The organism is Streptomyces amakusaensis, assembly GCF_039532665.1.
GTDB lineage: Bacteria > Actinomycetota > Actinomycetes > Streptomycetales > Streptomycetaceae > Streptomyces > Streptomyces amakusaensis.
The window spans coordinates 148,120-164,991 of sequence record NZ_BAAASB010000011.1; the positions used below are offsets into that span (position 1 = coordinate 148,120).

The following is a 16,872-nucleotide window of genomic DNA, read 5'->3' on the forward strand; positions in this document are numbered from 1 at the left end:
CGATCTGAAGGGGGAGGCATGACTGCGTCCAAAACCTCTGTGGGCACCGGAGCCGAGGCCCTGAGGCCCCATGCGGAAGACGCCTTCGCGGACGAACTGCGAGCACTCGCCCAGGCCGACGACCGTCCCCGGCCGGCCGGGTGGCTGCTCTCTCCGTGGGCCGTCTCCACCTATCTGCTGGGCGGCGTGCTGCCGGACGGCACCGTGATCACACCCAAGTACGTGGGACCGCGCCGGATCGTGGAGGTCGCCGTCACCACGCTCGCCACGGACCGGGCGCTGCTTCTCCTCGGGGTGCCCGGCACCGCCAAGACCTGGGTCTCCGAGCACCTCGCCGCCGCCGTCAGCGGCGACTCGACCCTGCTGGTCCAGGGCACGGCGGGCACGCCCGAAGAGGCGATCCGCTACGGCTGGAACTACGCGCGGCTGCTCGCCCACGGCCCCGGCCGCGAGGCGCTGGTGCCCAGTCCCGTGATGCGCGCCATGTCCGAGGGCATGACCGCGCGGGTCGAGGAGCTGACCCGGATCCCCGCGGATGTGCAGGACAGCCTGATCACGATCCTGTCCGAGAAGACCCTCCCGGTGCCCGAACTGGGGCAGGAGGTCCAGGCGGTGCGCGGATTCAACCTCATCGCCACGGCCAACGACCGGGACCGGGGGGTCAACGACCTCTCCGGAGCGCTCCGCCGCCGCTTCAACACCGTCGTGCTGCCGCTGCCCGCGACGCCCGAGGCGGAGGTCGACATCGTCTCCCGGCGCGTCGGCCAGATCGGCCGCTCGCTCGATCTGCCCCCGGCCCCCGAAGGGCTCGAGGAGATCAGACGCGTCGTCACCGTCTTCAGGGAACTCCGGGGCGGTGTCTCGGCCGACGGCCGCACCAGGATCAAGACGCCCTCCGGCACCCTCTCCACGGCCGAGGCGATCTCCGTCGTCACCGGAGGGCTGGCGCTCGCCGCGCACTTCGGCGACGGGGTGCTGAGGCCGGCGGACGTCGCGGCCGGGATCCTCGGCGCGGTGGTGCGCGACCCGGCGGCCGACCGCGTCGTCTGGCAGGAGTATCTGGAGACGGTGGTCCGCGAGCGGGACGGCTGGCAGGACTTCTACCGCGCGTGCCGGGAGGTGAGCGGGTGAACGGCCCCCTGCTGCTCGGAGTGCGGCACCACGGACCGGGCTCGGCGCGTGCGGTGCGGGCCGCGCTGGAGGCGGCAGCACCCGAGGCGGTGCTGATCGAGGGCCCGCCGGAGGGCGACGCGCTGATCGCTCTGGCGGCGGACGAGCGAATGCGGCCTCCGGTCGCGCTGCTGGCCCACGCGGTGGACGAGCCGAGCAGGGCCGCGTTCTGGCCGCTGGCCGCGTTCTCCCCGGAGTGGGCCGCGATCCGCTGGGCGCTGGGGCGGGGGGTCCCGGTGCGCTTCATCGACCTCCCGGCGGCGAACTCGCTCGCGACGCCGCAGGCCGGGGACGGGAACCGCCCGGAGGCACCCCGCGCCACTCTCCCGCGAGCGGCGCGCCCGGCCCGCCGGCCGGCGGGGGACCCCGAAGGGGACGCCGTCCCCGACCCGGGGTGGGACGCGGTGCCCCGGGGGATCGGGGAGGGGCGGGCGGCCGACGGCGTCCGGACCGACCCGCTCACGGTGCTCGCCGAGACCGCCGGACACGACGACCCCGAGCGGTGGTGGGAGGACGTCGTCGAGCACCGGGGGGGACTCGGCGGAGGCGACCCCCTCGCGCCCTTCGCCGCCCTCGCCGAAGCCATGCACGAGCTGCGAGCGGCCCACGGCCACGGAGGCCACCACCGGGACCTCGTCCGGGAAGCCCATATGAGGCTTCGGCTCCGCTCCGCCCACAAGGAGTTCGGGGACCGGGTGGCCGTCGTCTGCGGAGCCTGGCACGTGCCCGCGCTCCGCCGGCGGACCACCGTCGCCGCCGACAGAGCCCTCCTCACAGGGCTCCCCAAGGTCAAGACCGAGATCACCTGGGTCCCCTGGACCCATCGCAGACTCGCCCGCCACAGCGGTTACGGCGCGGGAATCGACTCCCCCGGGTGGTACGAGCACCTCTTCCTGGCCCCCGACCGCCCCGTCGAACGCTGGATGACCAAGATCGCCGGGCTGCTGCGCGACGAGGACCTGACAGTCTCCTCCGCCCATGTCATCGAGGCCGTCCGGCTCGCCGAGACCCTCGCCGCCCTGCGCGGCCGTCCCGTCCCCGGTCTCACCGAGACCACCGACGCCGTCCGGGCGGTCATGTGCGACGGCTCCGACGTCCCGCTCGACCTCGTCCGCGACCGGCTGATCGTCGGGGACGCCCTCGGCGAAGTCCCGCCCGATGCGCCCGCCGTCCCCCTCCAGCGGGACCTCAGCCGCTCGCAGCGCTCGCTGCGGCTCAGACCCGAGGCGCTGGCGCGCGAACTGGAACTGGACCTCCGCAAGGAGACCGACGCCGCCAGGAGCCGGCTGCTGCACCGGCTCCGGCTGCTCTCCGTCGGCTGGGGCGAACCCTTCGCGGGCCGGGGGAGCACCGGCACCTTCCGGGAGAGCTGGCGGCTGCGCTGGGACCCCGAACTGCACATCAGGGTCGCCGAAGCCGGATCGTGGGGCACCACGGTGCGCTCCGCCGCCACGGCCAGGGCGGAGCACCGGGCCCTCGGCACGACCGACCTCGCCGATCTCACCACCCTCGCCGAGCAGTGCCTGCTCGCCGGACTCACCGACGCCCTGCCCGTCGTCATGCGCGCGCTCGCCGACCGCGCCGCGCTCGGCACCGACGTGGGACAGCTGGCCCTGGCCCTCCCCGCCCTGGCCCGCTCACTGCGGTACGGGGACGTCCGCGCCACCGACACCACCGCCCTCGCGGAGGTCGCGGCCGGCCTCGCCGAACGGATCTGCGTCGGCCTGCCACCCGCCTGCACCGGCCTCGACGCGGACGGCGCGGACCGGATGCGGGGCCATCTCGACGCCGTCCACGCCGCGATGGGCCTGCTCCCCGATTCCTCGAAGATCACCGAGCGCTGGGGCTCCGCACTCCACCGGCTCGCCGCGCGGGACACGGTGCCCGGGGTCATACGCGGCAGAGCCGCCCGGATCCTCCTCGACGACGGCCGGCTCGACGAGGAGGAGGCCGCCGGACACATGAGCCTCGCGCTCTCGGCCGGCACCCCGCCCGCCGACGCCGCCGCCTGGACGGAGGGCTTCGTCGGGGGAACCTCCGGCGGCGGGATGCTCCTGATCCACGACGAACGGCTGCGCTCCCTGGTCGACGACTGGCTCACCGGAATCTCCGCCGAGGCGTTCACCGACATCCTGCCGCTGCTGCGCCGCACCTTCTCCGCCTATGAGCCCGCCGTCCGGCACACCCTGGGCGAGCTGGTCCGGCGCGGCGCGGCCGACCCCGCCGGCGGTCCGGTCCGGCCCGTCGCCGCGGCGGCCCCCGGTTTCGGCCCGGGTCTCCACGAGGAGCGGGCCGACGCCGTACTGCCGGTGCTCCGGCTTCTCCTCGGCGCCGGCACCAGCACCAGCGCCGGCACCGGCACCGGTATCGGCGTTACCCATGACATCAGCCACTGCGGCGCGCACGGCGAACAGACGGAGGCGAGAGCATGAGCCGGACGGCGGAGCGGACGGACCCGGACGAGCGGGTGCGAAGGTGGCGGCTGGTACTCGGAGGGGGCCCGGCCGACGGCACCGGCCGCCCGCTCACCGGGACGGACCTGGCCGTCGACGGAGCCCTGACCGCCCTCTACGGCGGTCAGGAAGCGCCCGGGAGCACCGGCGGCCGGGGCCGCGCCGGCGGGCTCGGGGCGTCCGCGCCCTCCGTCGCCCGCTGGCTCGGCGACATCCGCCGCTACTTCCCCGGCTCCGTCGTCCAGGTCATGCAGCGCGACGCCATCGACCGGCTCGGCCTCTCCCGCCTGCTCCTGGAGCCCGAGATGCTGGACGCCGTCGAGCCCGACGTCCAGCTCGTCGGCACCCTGCTCTCGCTCAACAGGGCCATGCCCGAGACCACCAGGGAGACCGCCCGCGCCGTGGTGCGCAAAGTCGTCGCCGAGCTGGAGAAGCGACTCGCCACCCGCACCCGCTCCGCCCTCACCGGGGCCCTCGACCGGTCCGCCAGGACCAGCCGGCCCCGCCACCGGGACATCGACTGGGACCGCACCGTCCGGGCCAACCTCAAGAACTATGTGCCCGAGTTCCGCACCGTCGTGCCCGAGCGGCTCATCGGCCACGGGCGGGCGTCCCGGTCCGTGCGCAAGGACGTGGTGCTCTGTGTGGACCAGTCGGGCTCCATGGCCGCCTCCGTCGTCCACGCCGCCGTCTTCGGCGCGGTCCTCGCCTCCATGCCCTCCCTCCACACCCGGCTCGTCGTCTTCGACACCTCGGTCGTGGACCTCACCGACCGGCTGGACGACCCGGTCGACGTGCTCTTCGGCACCCGGCTCGGCGGCGGCACCGACATCAACCGCGCCCTCGCCCACTGCCAGTCGCGGATCACCAGGCCCGCCGAGACCGTCCTCGTGCTGATCAGCGATCTGTACGAGGGCGGGATACGGGACGAGATGCTCAAGCGGGTGGCGGCGATGAAGGCGTCCGGAGTGCGGTTCGTCACGCTGCTGGCGCTCTCCGACGAAGGCACGCCCGCCTACGACAAGGAGCACGCGGCAGCCCTCGCCGCCCTGGGCGTTCCCGCGTTCGCCTGTACACCGGATCTCTTCCCCGAGGTCATGGCCGCCGCGATCGAGAAGCGCCCGCTGCCCGTGCCCGATCCCTGATCGTGGTCTCCGCGGTCCTCCCGGGGCGTGAATATTCGGATCGCAGGCCCGAGGCCCCTTTCGCATCTGTGACCGTTCTCACCACTGATGTGTGAGCTGGGATTTAGGGAGGTACGGGCCACGGGGATACTCTGCGAGGCGGACATGCCGCGTGCCCGGACACCGTGCGCGCCTCCCTTGTGACATCGCAGTCACGTTGCCCTTCGCGGCACGCCCACGCAGAAAACGAACCGCGATCATCAGAAAAGGGACGGACGCGCGTGGACCTGTTCGAGTACCAGGCGAGGGATCTCTTCGCCAAGCACGGTGTACCGGTGCTGGCCGGTGAAGTCATCGACACGCCTGAGGCGGCGCGCGCGGTGACCGAGCGTCTCGGCGGCCGTTCGGTCGTCAAGGCGCAGGTGAAGGTCGGCGGCCGCGGCAAGGCCGGCGGCGTGAAGCTGGCCTCCAGCCCGGATGACGCGGTCGAGAAGGCCGGTCAGATCCTCGGCATGGACATCAAGGGCCACACGGTCCACAAGGTCATGCTGGCGGAGACCGCGCCCGACATCGCCGAGGAGTACTACGTCTCGTACCTCCTCGACCGCACCAACCGCACCTTCCTGGCCATGGCCTCCGTAGAGGGCGGCATGGACATCGAGGAGGTCGCGGCCAACAAGCCCGAGGCCCTCGCGAAGATCCCGGTCAACGCCAATGAGGGCGTCGGCCTGGAGAAGGCGCGCGAGATCGTCGCAGCCGCGAAGTTCCCGGCGGAGGTCGCCGACCAGGTCGCCGACATCCTGGTGACCCTCTGGAAGACCTTCATCGCCGAGGACGCCCTCCTCATCGAGGTCAACCCGCTGGCCAAGGTTGCCGACGGCCGCGTCATCGCGCTCGACGGCAAGGTCTCCCTCGACGAGAACGCCGACTTCCGCCAGCCGGAGCACGAGGCGCTCGAGGACAAGGCCGCGGCGAACCCGCTCGAGGCCGCCGCCAAGGCCAAGAACCTCAACTACGTCAAGCTCGACGGCGAGGTCGGCATCATCGGCAACGGCGCGGGTCTGGTCATGTCGACCCTCGACGTCGTCGCCTACGCCGGTGAGAACCACGGCGGCGTCAAGCCCGCCAACTTCCTCGACATCGGCGGCGGCGCTTCCGCCGAGGTCATGGCGAACGGCCTGGAGATCATCCTCGGCGACCCGGACGTCAAGTCCGTCTTCGTCAACGTCTTCGGCGGCATCACCGCCTGCGACGAGGTCGCCAAGGGCATCGTCCAGGCTCTGGAGCTGCTGAAGGCGAAGGGCGAGGACGTCACCAAGCCCCTCGTCGTGCGCCTCGACGGCAACAACGCGGAGCTGGGTCGCAAGATCCTTTCCGACGCCAACCACCCGCTCGTGCAGCGCGTGGACACCATGGACGGCGCGGCCGACAAGGCCGCCGAGCTCGCGGCGAAGTAAGGGATCAGACCACCATGGCTATCTTCCTGACCAAGGACAGCAAGGTCATTGTCCAGGGCATGACCGGTGCCACGGGCATGAAGCACACCAAGCTCATGCTGGGTGACGGCACCAACATCGTCGGCGGTGTGAACCCGCGCAAGGCCGGTACGACGGTCGACTTCGACGGCACCGAGGTACCGGTATTCGGCACGGTCGCCGAGGCGATGGAGAAGACCGGGGCCGACGTCTCCGTCCTCTTCGTGCCGCCGGCCTTCTCCAAGGCCGCCGTCATCGAGGCGATCGACGCCGAGATCCCGCTCGCCGTCGTCATCACCGAGGGCATCGCGGTCCACGACTCGGCCGCCTTCTGGGCGTACGCCATCAGCAAGGGCAACAAGACCCGGATCATCGGTCCGAACTGCCCCGGTCTGATCACCCCCGGTCAGTCCAACGCCGGCATCATCCCGGGCGACATCACCAAGCCCGGCCGTATCGGACTGGTCTCCAAGTCCGGCACGCTGACCTACCAGATGATGTACGAGCTGCGTGACATCGGCTTCTCCTCGGCCGTCGGCATCGGTGGCGACCCGGTCGTGGGCACCACCCACATCGACGCCCTGGCCGCCTTCGAGGCCGACCCGGACACCGAGCTGATCGTGATGATCGGCGAGATCGGCGGCGACGCCGAGGAGCGTGCCGCCGACTTCATCAAGGCGAACGTCACCAAGCCGGTCGTCGGTTACGTCGCGGGCTTCACCGCCCCCGAGGGCAAGACCATGGGCCACGCCGGCGCCATCGTGTCGGGCTCCTCCGGTACCGCGCAGGCCAAGAAGGAGGCCCTTGAGGCCGCGGGCGTCAAGGTCGGCAAGACTCCGACCGAGACGGCCAAGCTGGCGCGTGAGCTGCTCAACGGCTGACACCGCCGTCAGTAGTACAGGCGAGACAGAGCGGTAAAACGCGTCCGGGCCCGCGCCCCCTCACCGGGGGTGCGGGCCCGGACGCGTCTGTCACGGAATCCGCGGCACCAGCCGCCCCGGGCCGTGCGCCGGCTCGGACAGCAGCCGCTCCCGCAGCTCTCTGCCCCGGTCGGTCAGCGGCTGTGGCCCGGCGTGCGCCGGGATGCCCTCGACCCGCTGCCCCGGAGCGACCTCCGGTTCGTACTGGCTCGGCGCGGTGGCCAGCGTGAAGCCGGTCGCCCCGATGATCAGCGCGGTGACGGTGAGCGCGGTCCGCGTCCAGAACCACACCAGCCGCTCACTGCCCTCCCGCACCGAACGGGCGGGCACCGGCTGCGGGGGCGGGCAGGCGTCGGCGAGAGCGGCCAGCCGCCGGTGCAGTTCCTCGGGCGAGTTCACCTCCGGCAGCCGCCGCGCGATGGCGTCGCGCGCGTGCAGCACCCGGTTGGCCGCCGCCGGAGTGCTCGCCTCGGTCTCCGCCGCCGTCTCGGGCAGATCCAGGCCCAGCCCGTCGTAGAGCACCAGCGTCCGGCGGTACGGGGGCGGCAGCTCCAGCAGCGCGTCGAGCAGCGCGCGCTGCTCACGCTCCAGCGGCGGGGAGTCCGGGTGCCGGTGGACGCGCCGCAGCCGCTGCCAGGGCGACATCGCGAACTCGTACGCGGCGGCCCGCACCCACCCCACCGGATCCCGGTCGCGGGCGACCTCCGGCCAGTTCTGCCAGGCGATGTGGAAGGCGCGTTCGACGGCCTCGTGCGAGAGCCCGCGCCGCCCGGAGAGCAGAAAGGCCTGGCGTACGAGGGCGGGGGCGGCATGCGCGTACAACGCGTCGAACGCCTCGGACGGCGTCGGCTCCCCGGGCGCCCGGGGCCGCTCCGGCTCCCGCTCGGCCCACGTCGGCCGCTTCCCCCGTTCGGGTGGTGTCGGCCGGGCCACCCGGTCTCCGGCGTGCGCCCGCTCGGCCCCGGTCTCGGCGGCAGCAGCTCCGGTTCCGGCCCCGGGCACGGCCTCGGCGGGAGGCTGGGCCTGCGGCCCGGTCCCCGGCATCGCCCTGGTCGACGCGCTGACCGGGGCCCCGGCGACGGGCTTCACTTCGGCCCCGGCCTCAGGCGCTGCCCCGGGAGGGGGCTGGGCCCGAAGCCCGGCCTCGGACACCGCCCTGACCGGCGTACTGGCCTTGGTGCCGGGCTCCGCCCCGGTCGGAAGCCCGACCCCGGCACCGGCACCGGCACCGGGTTCGGCCTCGGGTTCGGCCACGGCCCTGACCCGGGAGACGGCCGTGGCCCCGGTCCTGATCCCGGTCCCGGTGGCGGTCTCCGGCAGGGGCACGCCCCCGGCCTCGGCCGGAAGCCCGGTCCCGGTCCCGGTCCCGGTCCCGGTCCCGGCCAAGGGGTGGCCCTCGGCGTCGGCGGCGGCACCCGTCTCCTCCGCGGCTCGGCCGCCGGAGGCGATCCCCAGCAGCTTCGCGTACGCCTCGCGACGGCGGCCTCTGGGCTCGCTGCGGCCCGTCTCCCAGGCGCGGACGGTCGCTTTGGTGACGCCCACCGCCGCCGCGACTTCCTGTTCGCTCATGGACTTCGCCTCGCGCAGCCTGCGCCGTTCCTTGGGGGAGGGCAGTGGAGGGCTGGAAGCGGAGTGGGTGGTGCTCTGGGTCATGAAGGACTCCCCGAAGCGCTGCACTCGGCGTAAAAGTACATAAACGTATCTTGAGCGACACAACGGCTATTCGCCCGTTACATGGATAGAGCGCGTGTCGTTGGCAGCATGGCCGCGTGACCCAGACGACCGATCACGGCCCCCCGTACTCGCAGACTCCGGTCCTTGTGCAGGGCGGTCGCCGAGCCGCTCTGGTCGCCTGCCTTGTACGGGGGGCGACCGCGGCGGGACTCGGGCTCGGCGCGTTCGCCGTGCTGGTGATGGGGGTGTGGATCAGTTCGCCGTACCCGGACAACGGTCCTGACGGGGCGTTGCACGTCGCGGCAGCGTTCTGGCTGCTGGCCCACGGCACCGAGCTGGTGCGGGAGGGAACCCTCTCCGGGCAGCCGGCCCCGGTCGGTCTGGTGCCGCTGCTGCTGGTGGTGCTCCCGGGGTGGCTGATCGTCCGGGCCGCGCGCGACGGACTGGTGCCGGACGCGGACGGACGGCGGCCACGGCCCGCGCCCTGGGGCGCGGTGTGTGCGGTGAGCGCGGGATATCTGCTGGTCGGCGCGGTGGTCACGCTCTACGCGACCGGCGGCTCACCGGCGGCCGATCCGCTGAGCGCGCTGCTGCGGCTGCCGCTGGTGACCGTGGGCTGCGCGGTGGCGGGGGTGTGGACGGCGAGTCACAGTCCGGGCGGCCCGCTGCCCCCGTGGCTGCCGGGCCCGGCCCGGGTACGGCTGGCCCGCACCCGGGTGACCGTCGCGCTGCGCTCGGCCGCCGCCGGTGCGCTGGTGCTGCTCGGCGGCGGCGCGCTGCTCGTCGCCTCGGCGCTGGTCTGGCACGCGGACGCTGCCCAGGATTCGTTTCTGCATCTCTCGGGGACCTGGTCGGGGCGGTTCGCGGTGCTGCTGCTGGGGATCGCGCTGGTGCCCAACGCGGCGGTGTGGGGTGCGGCGTACGGGCTCGGGCCCGGCTTCGCGCTCGGTACGGGTTCCACGGCGACCCCGCTGGCGCTGACCGGCGATCCCGCGCTGCCCGGCTTCCCGCTGGTCGCCGCGATTCCGGCGGAGGGCCCGGGAACACCGCTGAACTGGGCTTCCGTCGCCGTCCCCGTGCTGGCGGCGCTGGTGATCGCCTGGTTCACGGCGGATCGCGCCGCGCCCCGGTACGGCGAACGCGAGAGCGCCTGGAGCAATCGGGAGACCGCGCGCGCCGCGCTGCTGGGCGCGGTCGGCTGCGCGGTGCTGATGGCGGCGCTCGCGGCGGTCGCGGGCGGCCCGATGGGCACGGAACGGCTGGCGGCGTTCGGTCCGGTGTGGTGGCTGACGGGCGCGGCGGCGCTCTGCTGGTCGGCGCTGATCGCCGTCCCGGTGGCGGTGGGGGTGCGGATCTGGCGCGTGGTCACCGGGTACGGCGCGGGGGCCGGGGTGCGGCGCGGCCGGCTGCGGCTGCGGCGCGAGGGGCGGCTGCCGGGGGTGCCCCGGCGCGGGCGGGCGCGCTCGGGTGGGGCCGGGGCGAAGGAGCCCTTCGAGGAGTACGACTTTCTGCCGGAGCGCCCCTCGCCCTCGGACCGGGGTCCCGCCCCGGAGCGGGACGGCGATCTGGGGCTGGACCTGATCCTGGCCCCGGACCGGATCGCCCACCCGGACCCGGAGGTGGCGGTGGACCCGGACCCGGTGGTGGCGGTGGAGCACGCGCGGGCCTCGGACGACCCCGCCGAGGACCGGTGCCCGCGCCCGCATCCGTACGCGGAACCTTCCGCCGCCCCGTCGGACCCGGCCGGGAAAACGGCGGAAGCGGAATCGGCGCAGCAGCCCATTCCGGTCACCGGAACCGGCCCCGTCGGCCCCGGCCGGTCCGGCGAGGCTCCGGCGGATCCCGGGCGGGCACTCGCCCAGAGCCCGGCGGGAGCCGAACCGAAAGACGGATCTGAAGCCGAGCCGGATTCCGATCCGGATTCCGATCCGGAATCCCCAACGGAACCCGGACCGGAGGCCGCCGCAGCCGGTGCCGACCGGCCGTGGGCCGCCCCGGCGAGCCCGTGGCCGGGCGCTCCCGGGGACGGGACGGCTACTCGGTGACGCCGATGACGTCCCGCAGCGGCTCGGGCAGCTTCTCGTTGCAGGAGAGCTGGGCGTCCTTCGTCAGGGCGTCCCGCTCGCAGGTGTAGAAGTCGCGGTAGACCAGCTGCGCGGTGAAGGCGGCGGCCACGATCCCCAGCGCGATGGCACCCATCACCAGACCGGTGATGGCCGCCGTCCGCTGGGAGCGGTTCGAGAGCCGGCCGCCGCCGTTGCCGGAGGAGCCCGCGGAGCCGCCGGCGGCGGCCGGCCCGGCCGACGGCGCGGGAGCGGCCTTGGCGTCGCCGCCCGCGGGCCGCTCGCCCTTCGCCCGCAGGGAGCTGATCGACCAGTACAGCGCCAGCGCGCCCAGCAGCAGCGCGATCTCGGTGAAGTCGAAGATCGCGAAGAAGAACGCCCACATGCCCGAGAGCAGCGCGTACCGCGCGCGGCGCTGGGCCGGGTCGGTCGGGTCCCAGCGCAGCCCCGAGGGCGAGCCGTTGGGGCCCTGCTGGCCGCCGTTGGATCCGTTCTGCCCGGGGCGGCCGCCGAAGCCGCCCGATGAGCGGCCCGGCTGGCGGCTGCTCCACTGACTGCCCCAGCCGCCCCGCCCGCCCCGGTCGCCCGAGGAGTCCGGGGAACCGTCGGAAGACCCGGGGCCGGACCCCGAACCGGAACCGGAACCGGACCCCGAACCGGAGCCCGACTGGTCGGAGGAGCCGCCGGAGGGCTGCCGGGGCTGCCACGGCTGGTCCGGCTTCCCCTCGGGCGGCGGTGCGAAGGGGTTGTTGTCGTCGGTGGACTGGCGCTCCCGCGGCAACAGGAGGTCCGTACGGCGGCGTCGGTCCGGCATCTGGTGAACGTCTTCCCCTCAGACCCGTGGTGCGCGGTGGGTCTTGTGTCGTGGATCCCGTCGGGAGACGGGCCGTTGTCCCCTGACGCTACCTCCCGGCCACGCCCCCGTCCCGTGGGGGCCGTCCCGTGTGCCGGTATCGTTGCTGACGGTCGGCCTCTTCGTAGAGTTCCCCGTATCGGGGAACACGAGCTATTCGTACGACCATACAAATGCGCCGGCTTCCGCGATCGCGGCGGAACCCACGCACGGAACATCGCGAGAGACACCCGAAACACCCGCCTTCCGCACGCGAGAAAGAGACCCGCCGTGGCCTCCCCGCCCTCCTCCACCGGTCCCGCACGCCTGGTCGTCCTGGTCTCCGGCTCCGGCACCAATCTCCAGGCCATCCTGGACGCCGTCGCCGCCGACCCCGAGGGCTTCGGGGCCCGTGTCGTCGCCGTCGGGGCGGACCGGAGCGGCATCGCCGGTCTGGAGCGCGCCGAGCGCGCCGGGCTGCCGACGTTTGTCTGCCGGGTGAAGGACCACGCCTCGCGTGACGACTGGGACCGCGCGCTGGCCGACGCGACCGCCGCGTACGCACCGGATCTGGTGGTCTCGGCCGGCTTCATGAAGATCGTGGGCAAGGAGTTCCTCGCCCGTTTCGGCGGACGGGTGGTCAATACGCACCCCGCCCTGCTGCCCAGTTTTCCCGGTGCCCACGGAGTGCGTGACGCGCTCGCGTACGGAGCCAAGGTCACCGGGTGCACCGTCCACTTCGTCGACGACGGTGTCGACACCGGCCCGATCATCGCCCAGCGCGCGATCGGGATCCGGGACGCGGACGATGAAGCCGCTCTCCATGAGCGCATCAAGGATGTCGAGCGAGCGCTGCTCGTCGAGGTCGTGGGGCGTCTGGCCCGTAACGGCTATCGCATTGAGGGACGAAAGGTAGTTTTCCCGTGACTGTTGACGCTACTGAGGCCGCCGTGGCCGCCGAGGCCGGGAAGCGGCCCATCCGGCGAGCGCTGGTCAGCGTGTATGACAAGACGGGTCTGGAGGATCTCGCCCGGGGTCTGCACGAGGCGGGCGTGGAACTGGTCTCCACCGGCTCGACCGCCGGGCGGATCGCCGCCGCCGGGGTGCCGGTCACCAAGGTCGAGGAGCTGACCGGCTTCCCCGAGTGCCTGGACGGCCGGGTCAAGACGCTGCACCCGCGCGTCCACGCCGGGATCCTCGCCGATCTCCGGCTCGACTCGCACCGTGAGCAGCTGGCGGAACTGGGCGTCGAGCCCTTCGGCCTGGTGATCGTCAACCTCTACCCCTTCCGTGAGACCGTCGCCTCCGGCGCGTCCCCGGACGAGTGCGTCGAGCAGATCGACATCGGCGGCCCCTCGATGGTCCGCGCCGCCGCCAAGAACCACCCCTCGGTCGCGGTCGTCACCAGCCCCGGGCGGTACGCGGACGTCCTCGCGGCCGTCCGGGACGGCGGCTTCGACCTGGCCGCCCGCAAGCGTCTCGCCGCCGAAGCGTTTCAGCACACCGCCGCGTACGACGTGGCCGTCGCCGGGTGGTTCGCCTCCGCCTACGCCCCCGCCGACGAGTCCGGCTTCCCCGACTTCGTGGGCGTCACCTACGAGCGCTCCAATGTGCTGCGCTACGGCGAGAACCCGCACCAGGGCGCGGCGCTGTACGTGAGCGGGAGCAACGCCGGTCTCGCCGCCGCCGAGCAGCTCCACGGCAAGGAGATGTCGTACAACAACTACACGGACACGGACGCCGCGCGCCGTGCCGCGTACGACCACGCCGAGCCGTGCGTGGCGATCATCAAGCACGCCAACCCCTGCGGCATCGCGGTCGGCGCGGATGTCGCCGAGGCGCACCGCAAGGCGCACGCCTGCGACCCGCTGTCCGCGTTCGGCGGCGTGATCGCCGTCAACCGTCCGGTCTCGGTCGAGCTGGCCGAGCAGGTCGCGGAGATCTTCACCGAGGTGATCGTGGCCCCGGCGTACGAGGACGGCGCGGTCGAGGTGCTCGCCCGCAAGAAGAACATCCGGGTGCTGCGCAGCCCCGACGCGCCCTCCTCCACGGCCGAGGCCAAGCCGATCGACGGCGGCGCGCTGGTGCAGATCACCGACCGGCTCCAGGCCCCGGGCGACGACCCGGCGAACTGGACGCTGGCCACCGGCGACGCGCTGAACGCCGATGAGCTGGCCGAGCTCGCCTTCGCCTGGCGGGCGTGCCGCGCGGTCAAGTCCAACGCGATCCTGCTCGCCAAGGACGGCGGCTCGGTCGGCGTCGGCATGGGGCAGGTCAACCGCGTCGACTCCGCGAAGCTCGCGGTGGAGCGCGCGGGCGAGGAGCGGGCGCGCGGCTCGTACGCCGCGTCCGACGCGTTCTTCCCGTTCCCCGACGGGCTGGAGATCCTGACGGCCGCGGGCGTCAAGGCCGTGGTCCAGCCGGGCGGCTCGGTCCGTGACGAGCAGGTCGTCGAGGCGGCGAAGAAGGCGGGCGTGACCATGTACTTCACGGGCACGCGCCACTTCTTCCACTGAGGTTCGCCGAGGTTCACCGAGGTTCACCGAGTTCACCGGGTGGTGGGGCGGGCGGCGAGTGGGAGGACATCGCCGCCCGCCCCGGTCTCCGTGACCCGACGGCTCAGCAGCTGGGCAGCCACTTCACCGAGCGGATCAGCACCTCACCCTTGAGGTTCCGCCGTTCCAGGGGCTGGAGACAGCCCACCGGTTCTTCGAAGTCCTTCTTCTCGAAGTAGTGGGCCCCGGGCAGATCGTCGACATATCCGTTGTTCAGCACGGATCGCGGCGGCGAGTCCCGGCCCCAGTCGCAGACGGAGAACTCGGAGTGCCAGTCCCGTTCGTCGTCGTACCAGGCGCACATCTTCCCCTCGCCGTCCTCCTCGCTGAAGAAGCAGACATGGCCGACGGCGCACCGGTCGTACCCCGCGGCCTCCGCCGTCGGTGTGTCCCGGAGCACGATCAGCATGAGGGTGCACGCCACGACGGCCGCGACCGTGGAGCTCCAGCCCACCGGTGAGCGGAGTCCGGCGTCGGACCGCCGGCGGCGTCTTCGCGCGGGGCGGCGGCCGACCGGACGCCGCCCCGCGAACCGGCGGGGGAGCCGGGGCGAGGCCGGCACACCGGCGGCGGTCTCGACCCGCCGCAGCAGCTCCCCGGTGTCGAGAGCGGCCCGCTCCTCCTGACCCGGGGCCAGGCAGAGGGTGACGATCTCCCGCCACTCCCCGGGCAGTTCCGCCGAGAGCCGCAGCTCCTCCTCGCCCCGCGCGTACCGTACGGCGGCGTCCCTGCGGGCCCCCGGGGTGGCCCCGGGCAGCGGCAGCGATCCGGTGAGCACGAGATGGGCGAGGACGCCGAACGCCCAGATGTCGGCGGCGGCCCGCAGATGCCCGTCGCGCTCGCCCGCCCGGTCCCACAGGAGTTCCGGGGCGCTCCAGTCGGTGGTCTGGAAGGCGGGCGCGTAGCCGTGCGCGCCGTGCGGCTCGCTCGCCTGGTGGAAGTCTCCCAGCCGGACGCTCTGATCGGGCATCAGCAGGACATTGCCCGGCTTGAGGGCTCCGTGCGCCCATCCCGAGTGGTGCAGCTGATGGAGGCCCTCGCAGATCTGGGCGAGCAGCGCGGGCCCGGCCGCCGGACGCGGGCAGCGGCGCAGCAGGCTCTCCAGGGAGCTTTCGGCGCGCTCCAGCACGACCACGGTCGCGCCGTCGAGGAGGGGTTCGGCGGGGTCGTCCACGGTGAGGATCTGGTGCATCCGGATCAGCCGGGGCCGCCGGATGCGGCGCAGCACCTCCGGCTCCCGCGCGGAGACCTCCCGGAGATGGTCGAGCTGTCGGGGGGTGCGGGTCCCGGCGGGCAGGAACTTGAGCGTCACTTCGGCGGGCAGGCCGGGCAGGCCTGGCGTGCCGTGTGTGCCGTGCGCGCCCGGGCCGGCCGCGGCACGGCGGCCGGCGTAGACGGTGGCGAACGCGCCGGAGGCCAGCGGCTCGCGGACCTCCCAGGGACCGACCCGGTATCCGGGCGGCACCGGTAGGGCCAGTGAGTCGAAATGCAAATTCATCGGACCCGCTCCACTCCAGGCTCGGTTTCCGGCTGTGCGTGCGGCGAGAGGTGCATGGAGTCGTTGCCCGGACGGGGGAGCACACGGGTGGACACACAGGTGAACACGCGGATGAACGCCCAGGCGAACGCGGTGGGGAAAGCGTCGCGAAACAGTTCGGGGAAAGCGCGGGGGAAAGCGTGGGGATTCGCCGGGGGATTCGCCCGCGAGGCGGACGGGGCGAACAGGGGGTACGAGGAAGACAGGGGGTACGGGGCAGACAGGGCGGTCAGGGCGGACGGGGTGGGGGACGCGCCGGGGGCTGCCCGGCGGCGGCCACCGGCTGGTGGGGGCACCACGATGACGCTGTACACGGCTCACTCCTCCCGTGGGCTCCCGCTCTTCGGAGCACGGTGCCACGGTAGGAAGCGCCGATAAACGTCCGCACAACAAACGCATATCGATCGCCATAGACGCGGAAGGCCGCGGCTCTCGCCCGGAAGCGTGAGCCGCGGCCTTCACCCCGGACGATCAGTGACGCGGGCGGTTGAACCAGGCCCCGCCGTCGGACTTGCCGACGAACACCGCGATGAGGATCGCGAGGACCGTGTGGGCCAGACCGATGAGGATGAACGGGTAGATGCCCAGGATCGCCGTGATGATCGCGAAGACCATGGCGGTGATGCGTATGCCGTTGCCGCCCTTGCCGAACTTCACGGCGAGGAAGATGGCGAGCGCGCCCCACAGCAGCACGAGGACGCCGATGCCGTAGACGGCACCGCTGGACAGGTCGGCCAGCTCCTGGAACTGGACGTCGTCCTTGAGGGCCGGGTCGTCCTTCGCCGCGCTGATGGCCGCGCCGCTCAGGAACATGATGACCGCGCCGATCACCTGGAAACCGGCGATCACGTAGAGCATGACGCGGGCGGCGCTGACGCTGCCGGGCATCTTGGTGGGGGCGCCGCCGAAGCCGTCGTAGGGCTGGACCGGCGGGGCCTGCGGGTAGCCGTAGCCGGGCTGGGCCGGGGGCTGGCCCTGCTGGGGGTAGCCGTAGTCCGGCTGACCGCCCTGCTGCTGCTGGCCGTAGGGGTTGTTCGGGTCGCCGAAGCTCATGGCGCGAATTCCTCCG

General features: G+C 73.1%; 12 protein-coding genes. 8 read left to right on the forward strand and 4 right to left on the reverse strand.

Annotated features, from left to right (window positions below; all coding sequences use genetic code 11):
- The first annotated feature begins 18 nt into the window (after positions 1–18).
- The 5 genes from ABD371_RS20610 to sucD all read left to right on the forward strand — a co-directional run bounded on the left by ABD371_RS20610 (position 19) and on the right by sucD (position 7,103).
- The gene (locus ABD371_RS20610; protein ID WP_344478982.1) at positions 19–1,131 is read left to right on the forward strand and encodes an ATP-binding protein; all 1,113 of its coding nucleotides are present in this window, start codon (positions 19–21) and stop codon (positions 1,129–1,131) included.
- Positions 1,128–3,602: a DUF5682 family protein gene (locus ABD371_RS20615; protein ID WP_344478984.1), complete on the forward strand. Its 2,475-nt coding sequence runs from the start codon at positions 1,128–1,130 to the stop codon at positions 3,600–3,602. Before ABD371_RS20610 ends, ABD371_RS20615 begins: the two co-directional genes overlap by 4 nt.
- Positions 3,599–4,768 carry a vWA domain-containing protein gene (locus tag ABD371_RS20620; RefSeq protein WP_344478986.1) on the forward strand — a complete coding sequence of 390 codons (1,170 nt, stop codon included), beginning with the start codon at positions 3,599–3,601 and terminating at the stop codon, positions 4,766–4,768. Before ABD371_RS20615 ends, ABD371_RS20620 begins: the two co-directional genes overlap by 4 nt.
- Before the next feature lie 260 nt (positions 4,769–5,028).
- Positions 5,029–6,204 carry an ADP-forming succinate--CoA ligase subunit beta gene (sucC, locus tag ABD371_RS20625; protein WP_190121632.1) on the forward strand — a complete coding sequence of 392 codons (1,176 nt, stop codon included), beginning with the start codon at positions 5,029–5,031 and terminating at the stop codon, positions 6,202–6,204.
- 14 nt (positions 6,205–6,218) lie between these two features.
- Positions 6,219–7,103, forward strand: coding sequence for a succinate--CoA ligase subunit alpha (gene sucD, locus ABD371_RS20630; RefSeq protein WP_190121631.1), 885 nt, complete (start codon positions 6,219–6,221; stop codon positions 7,101–7,103).
- Positions 7,104–7,193: 90 nt separating this feature from the next.
- On the opposite strand, the gene ABD371_RS20635 is transcribed toward sucD, so the two are convergent.
- Entirely contained in the window at positions 7,194–8,795 is a 1,602-nt protein-coding gene (locus ABD371_RS20635) for a sigma factor-like helix-turn-helix DNA-binding protein (protein ID WP_344478988.1), read from the reverse strand.
- Between the two features lie 116 nt (positions 8,796–8,911).
- Between ABD371_RS20635 and ABD371_RS20640 the strand changes: the two genes are divergently transcribed.
- The gene (locus ABD371_RS20640; protein ID WP_344478990.1) at positions 8,912–10,861 is read left to right on the forward strand and encodes a cell division protein PerM; all 1,950 of its coding nucleotides are present in this window, start codon (positions 8,912–8,914) and stop codon (positions 10,859–10,861) included.
- Here ABD371_RS20640 and ABD371_RS20645 read toward each other — a convergent pair.
- The gene (locus tag ABD371_RS20645) at positions 10,851–11,693 is read right to left on the reverse strand and encodes a hypothetical protein (protein ID WP_344478991.1); all 843 of its coding nucleotides are present in this window, start codon (positions 11,691–11,693) and stop codon (positions 10,851–10,853) included. The genes ABD371_RS20640 and ABD371_RS20645 overlap by 11 nt on opposite strands.
- A 309-nt stretch (positions 11,694–12,002) precedes the next feature.
- Here ABD371_RS20645 and purN point away from each other — a divergent pair, with 309 nt between their 5' ends.
- Together purN and purH are read left to right on the forward strand one after the other, a co-directional pair.
- Positions 12,003–12,638 carry a phosphoribosylglycinamide formyltransferase gene (gene purN / locus ABD371_RS20650; RefSeq protein ID WP_344478993.1) on the forward strand — a complete coding sequence of 212 codons (636 nt, stop codon included), beginning with the start codon at positions 12,003–12,005 and terminating at the stop codon, positions 12,636–12,638.
- Positions 12,635–14,227, forward strand: a complete 1,593-nt coding sequence (purH, locus tag ABD371_RS20655) for a bifunctional phosphoribosylaminoimidazolecarboxamide formyltransferase/IMP cyclohydrolase (protein WP_344478995.1) — start codon at positions 12,635–12,637, stop codon at positions 14,225–14,227. The genes purN and purH overlap by 4 nt, the downstream gene beginning before the upstream one ends.
- Positions 14,228–14,330: 103 nt before the next feature.
- On the opposite strand, the gene ABD371_RS20660 is transcribed toward purH, so the two are convergent.
- Together ABD371_RS20660 and ABD371_RS20665 are read right to left on the reverse strand one after the other, a co-directional pair.
- Positions 14,331–15,764, reverse strand: coding sequence for a protein kinase domain-containing protein (locus ABD371_RS20660; RefSeq protein ID WP_344478996.1), 1,434 nt, complete (start codon positions 15,762–15,764; stop codon positions 14,331–14,333).
- 510 nt (positions 15,765–16,274) lie between these two features.
- On the reverse strand, positions 16,275–16,856 hold the full coding sequence (locus ABD371_RS20665) for a hypothetical protein (protein ID WP_190121624.1): 582 nt from the start codon (positions 16,854–16,856) through the stop codon (positions 16,275–16,277).
- Positions 16,857–16,872: the final 16 nt, after the last annotated feature.

What these genes read in the sequence shown, in the direction of transcription:
- ABD371_RS20610 (WP_344478982.1), top strand. Translation starts at nt 19, where the DNA reads ATGACTGCGTCCAAAACCTCTGTGGGCACCGGAGCCGAGGCCCTGAGG.
- ABD371_RS20620 (WP_344478986.1), top strand. Translation starts at nt 3,599, where the DNA reads ATGAGCCGGACGGCGGAGCGGACGGACCCGGACGAGCGGGTGCGAAGG.
- sucD (WP_190121631.1), top strand. Translation starts at nt 6,219, where the DNA reads ATGGCTATCTTCCTGACCAAGGACAGCAAGGTCATTGTCCAGGGCATG.
- ABD371_RS20635 (WP_344478988.1), bottom strand. Translation starts at nt 8,795, where the DNA reads ATGACCCAGAGCACCACCCACTCCGCTTCCAGCCCTCCACTGCCCTCC.
- ABD371_RS20645 (WP_344478991.1), bottom strand. Translation starts at nt 11,693, where the DNA reads ATGCCGGACCGACGCCGCCGTACGGACCTCCTGTTGCCGCGGGAGCGC.
- ABD371_RS20660 (WP_344478996.1), bottom strand. Translation starts at nt 15,764, where the DNA reads ATGAATTTGCATTTCGACTCACTGGCCCTACCGGTGCCGCCCGGATAC.
- ABD371_RS20665 (WP_190121624.1), bottom strand. Translation starts at nt 16,856, where the DNA reads ATGAGCTTCGGCGACCCGAACAACCCCTACGGCCAGCAGCAGCAGGGC.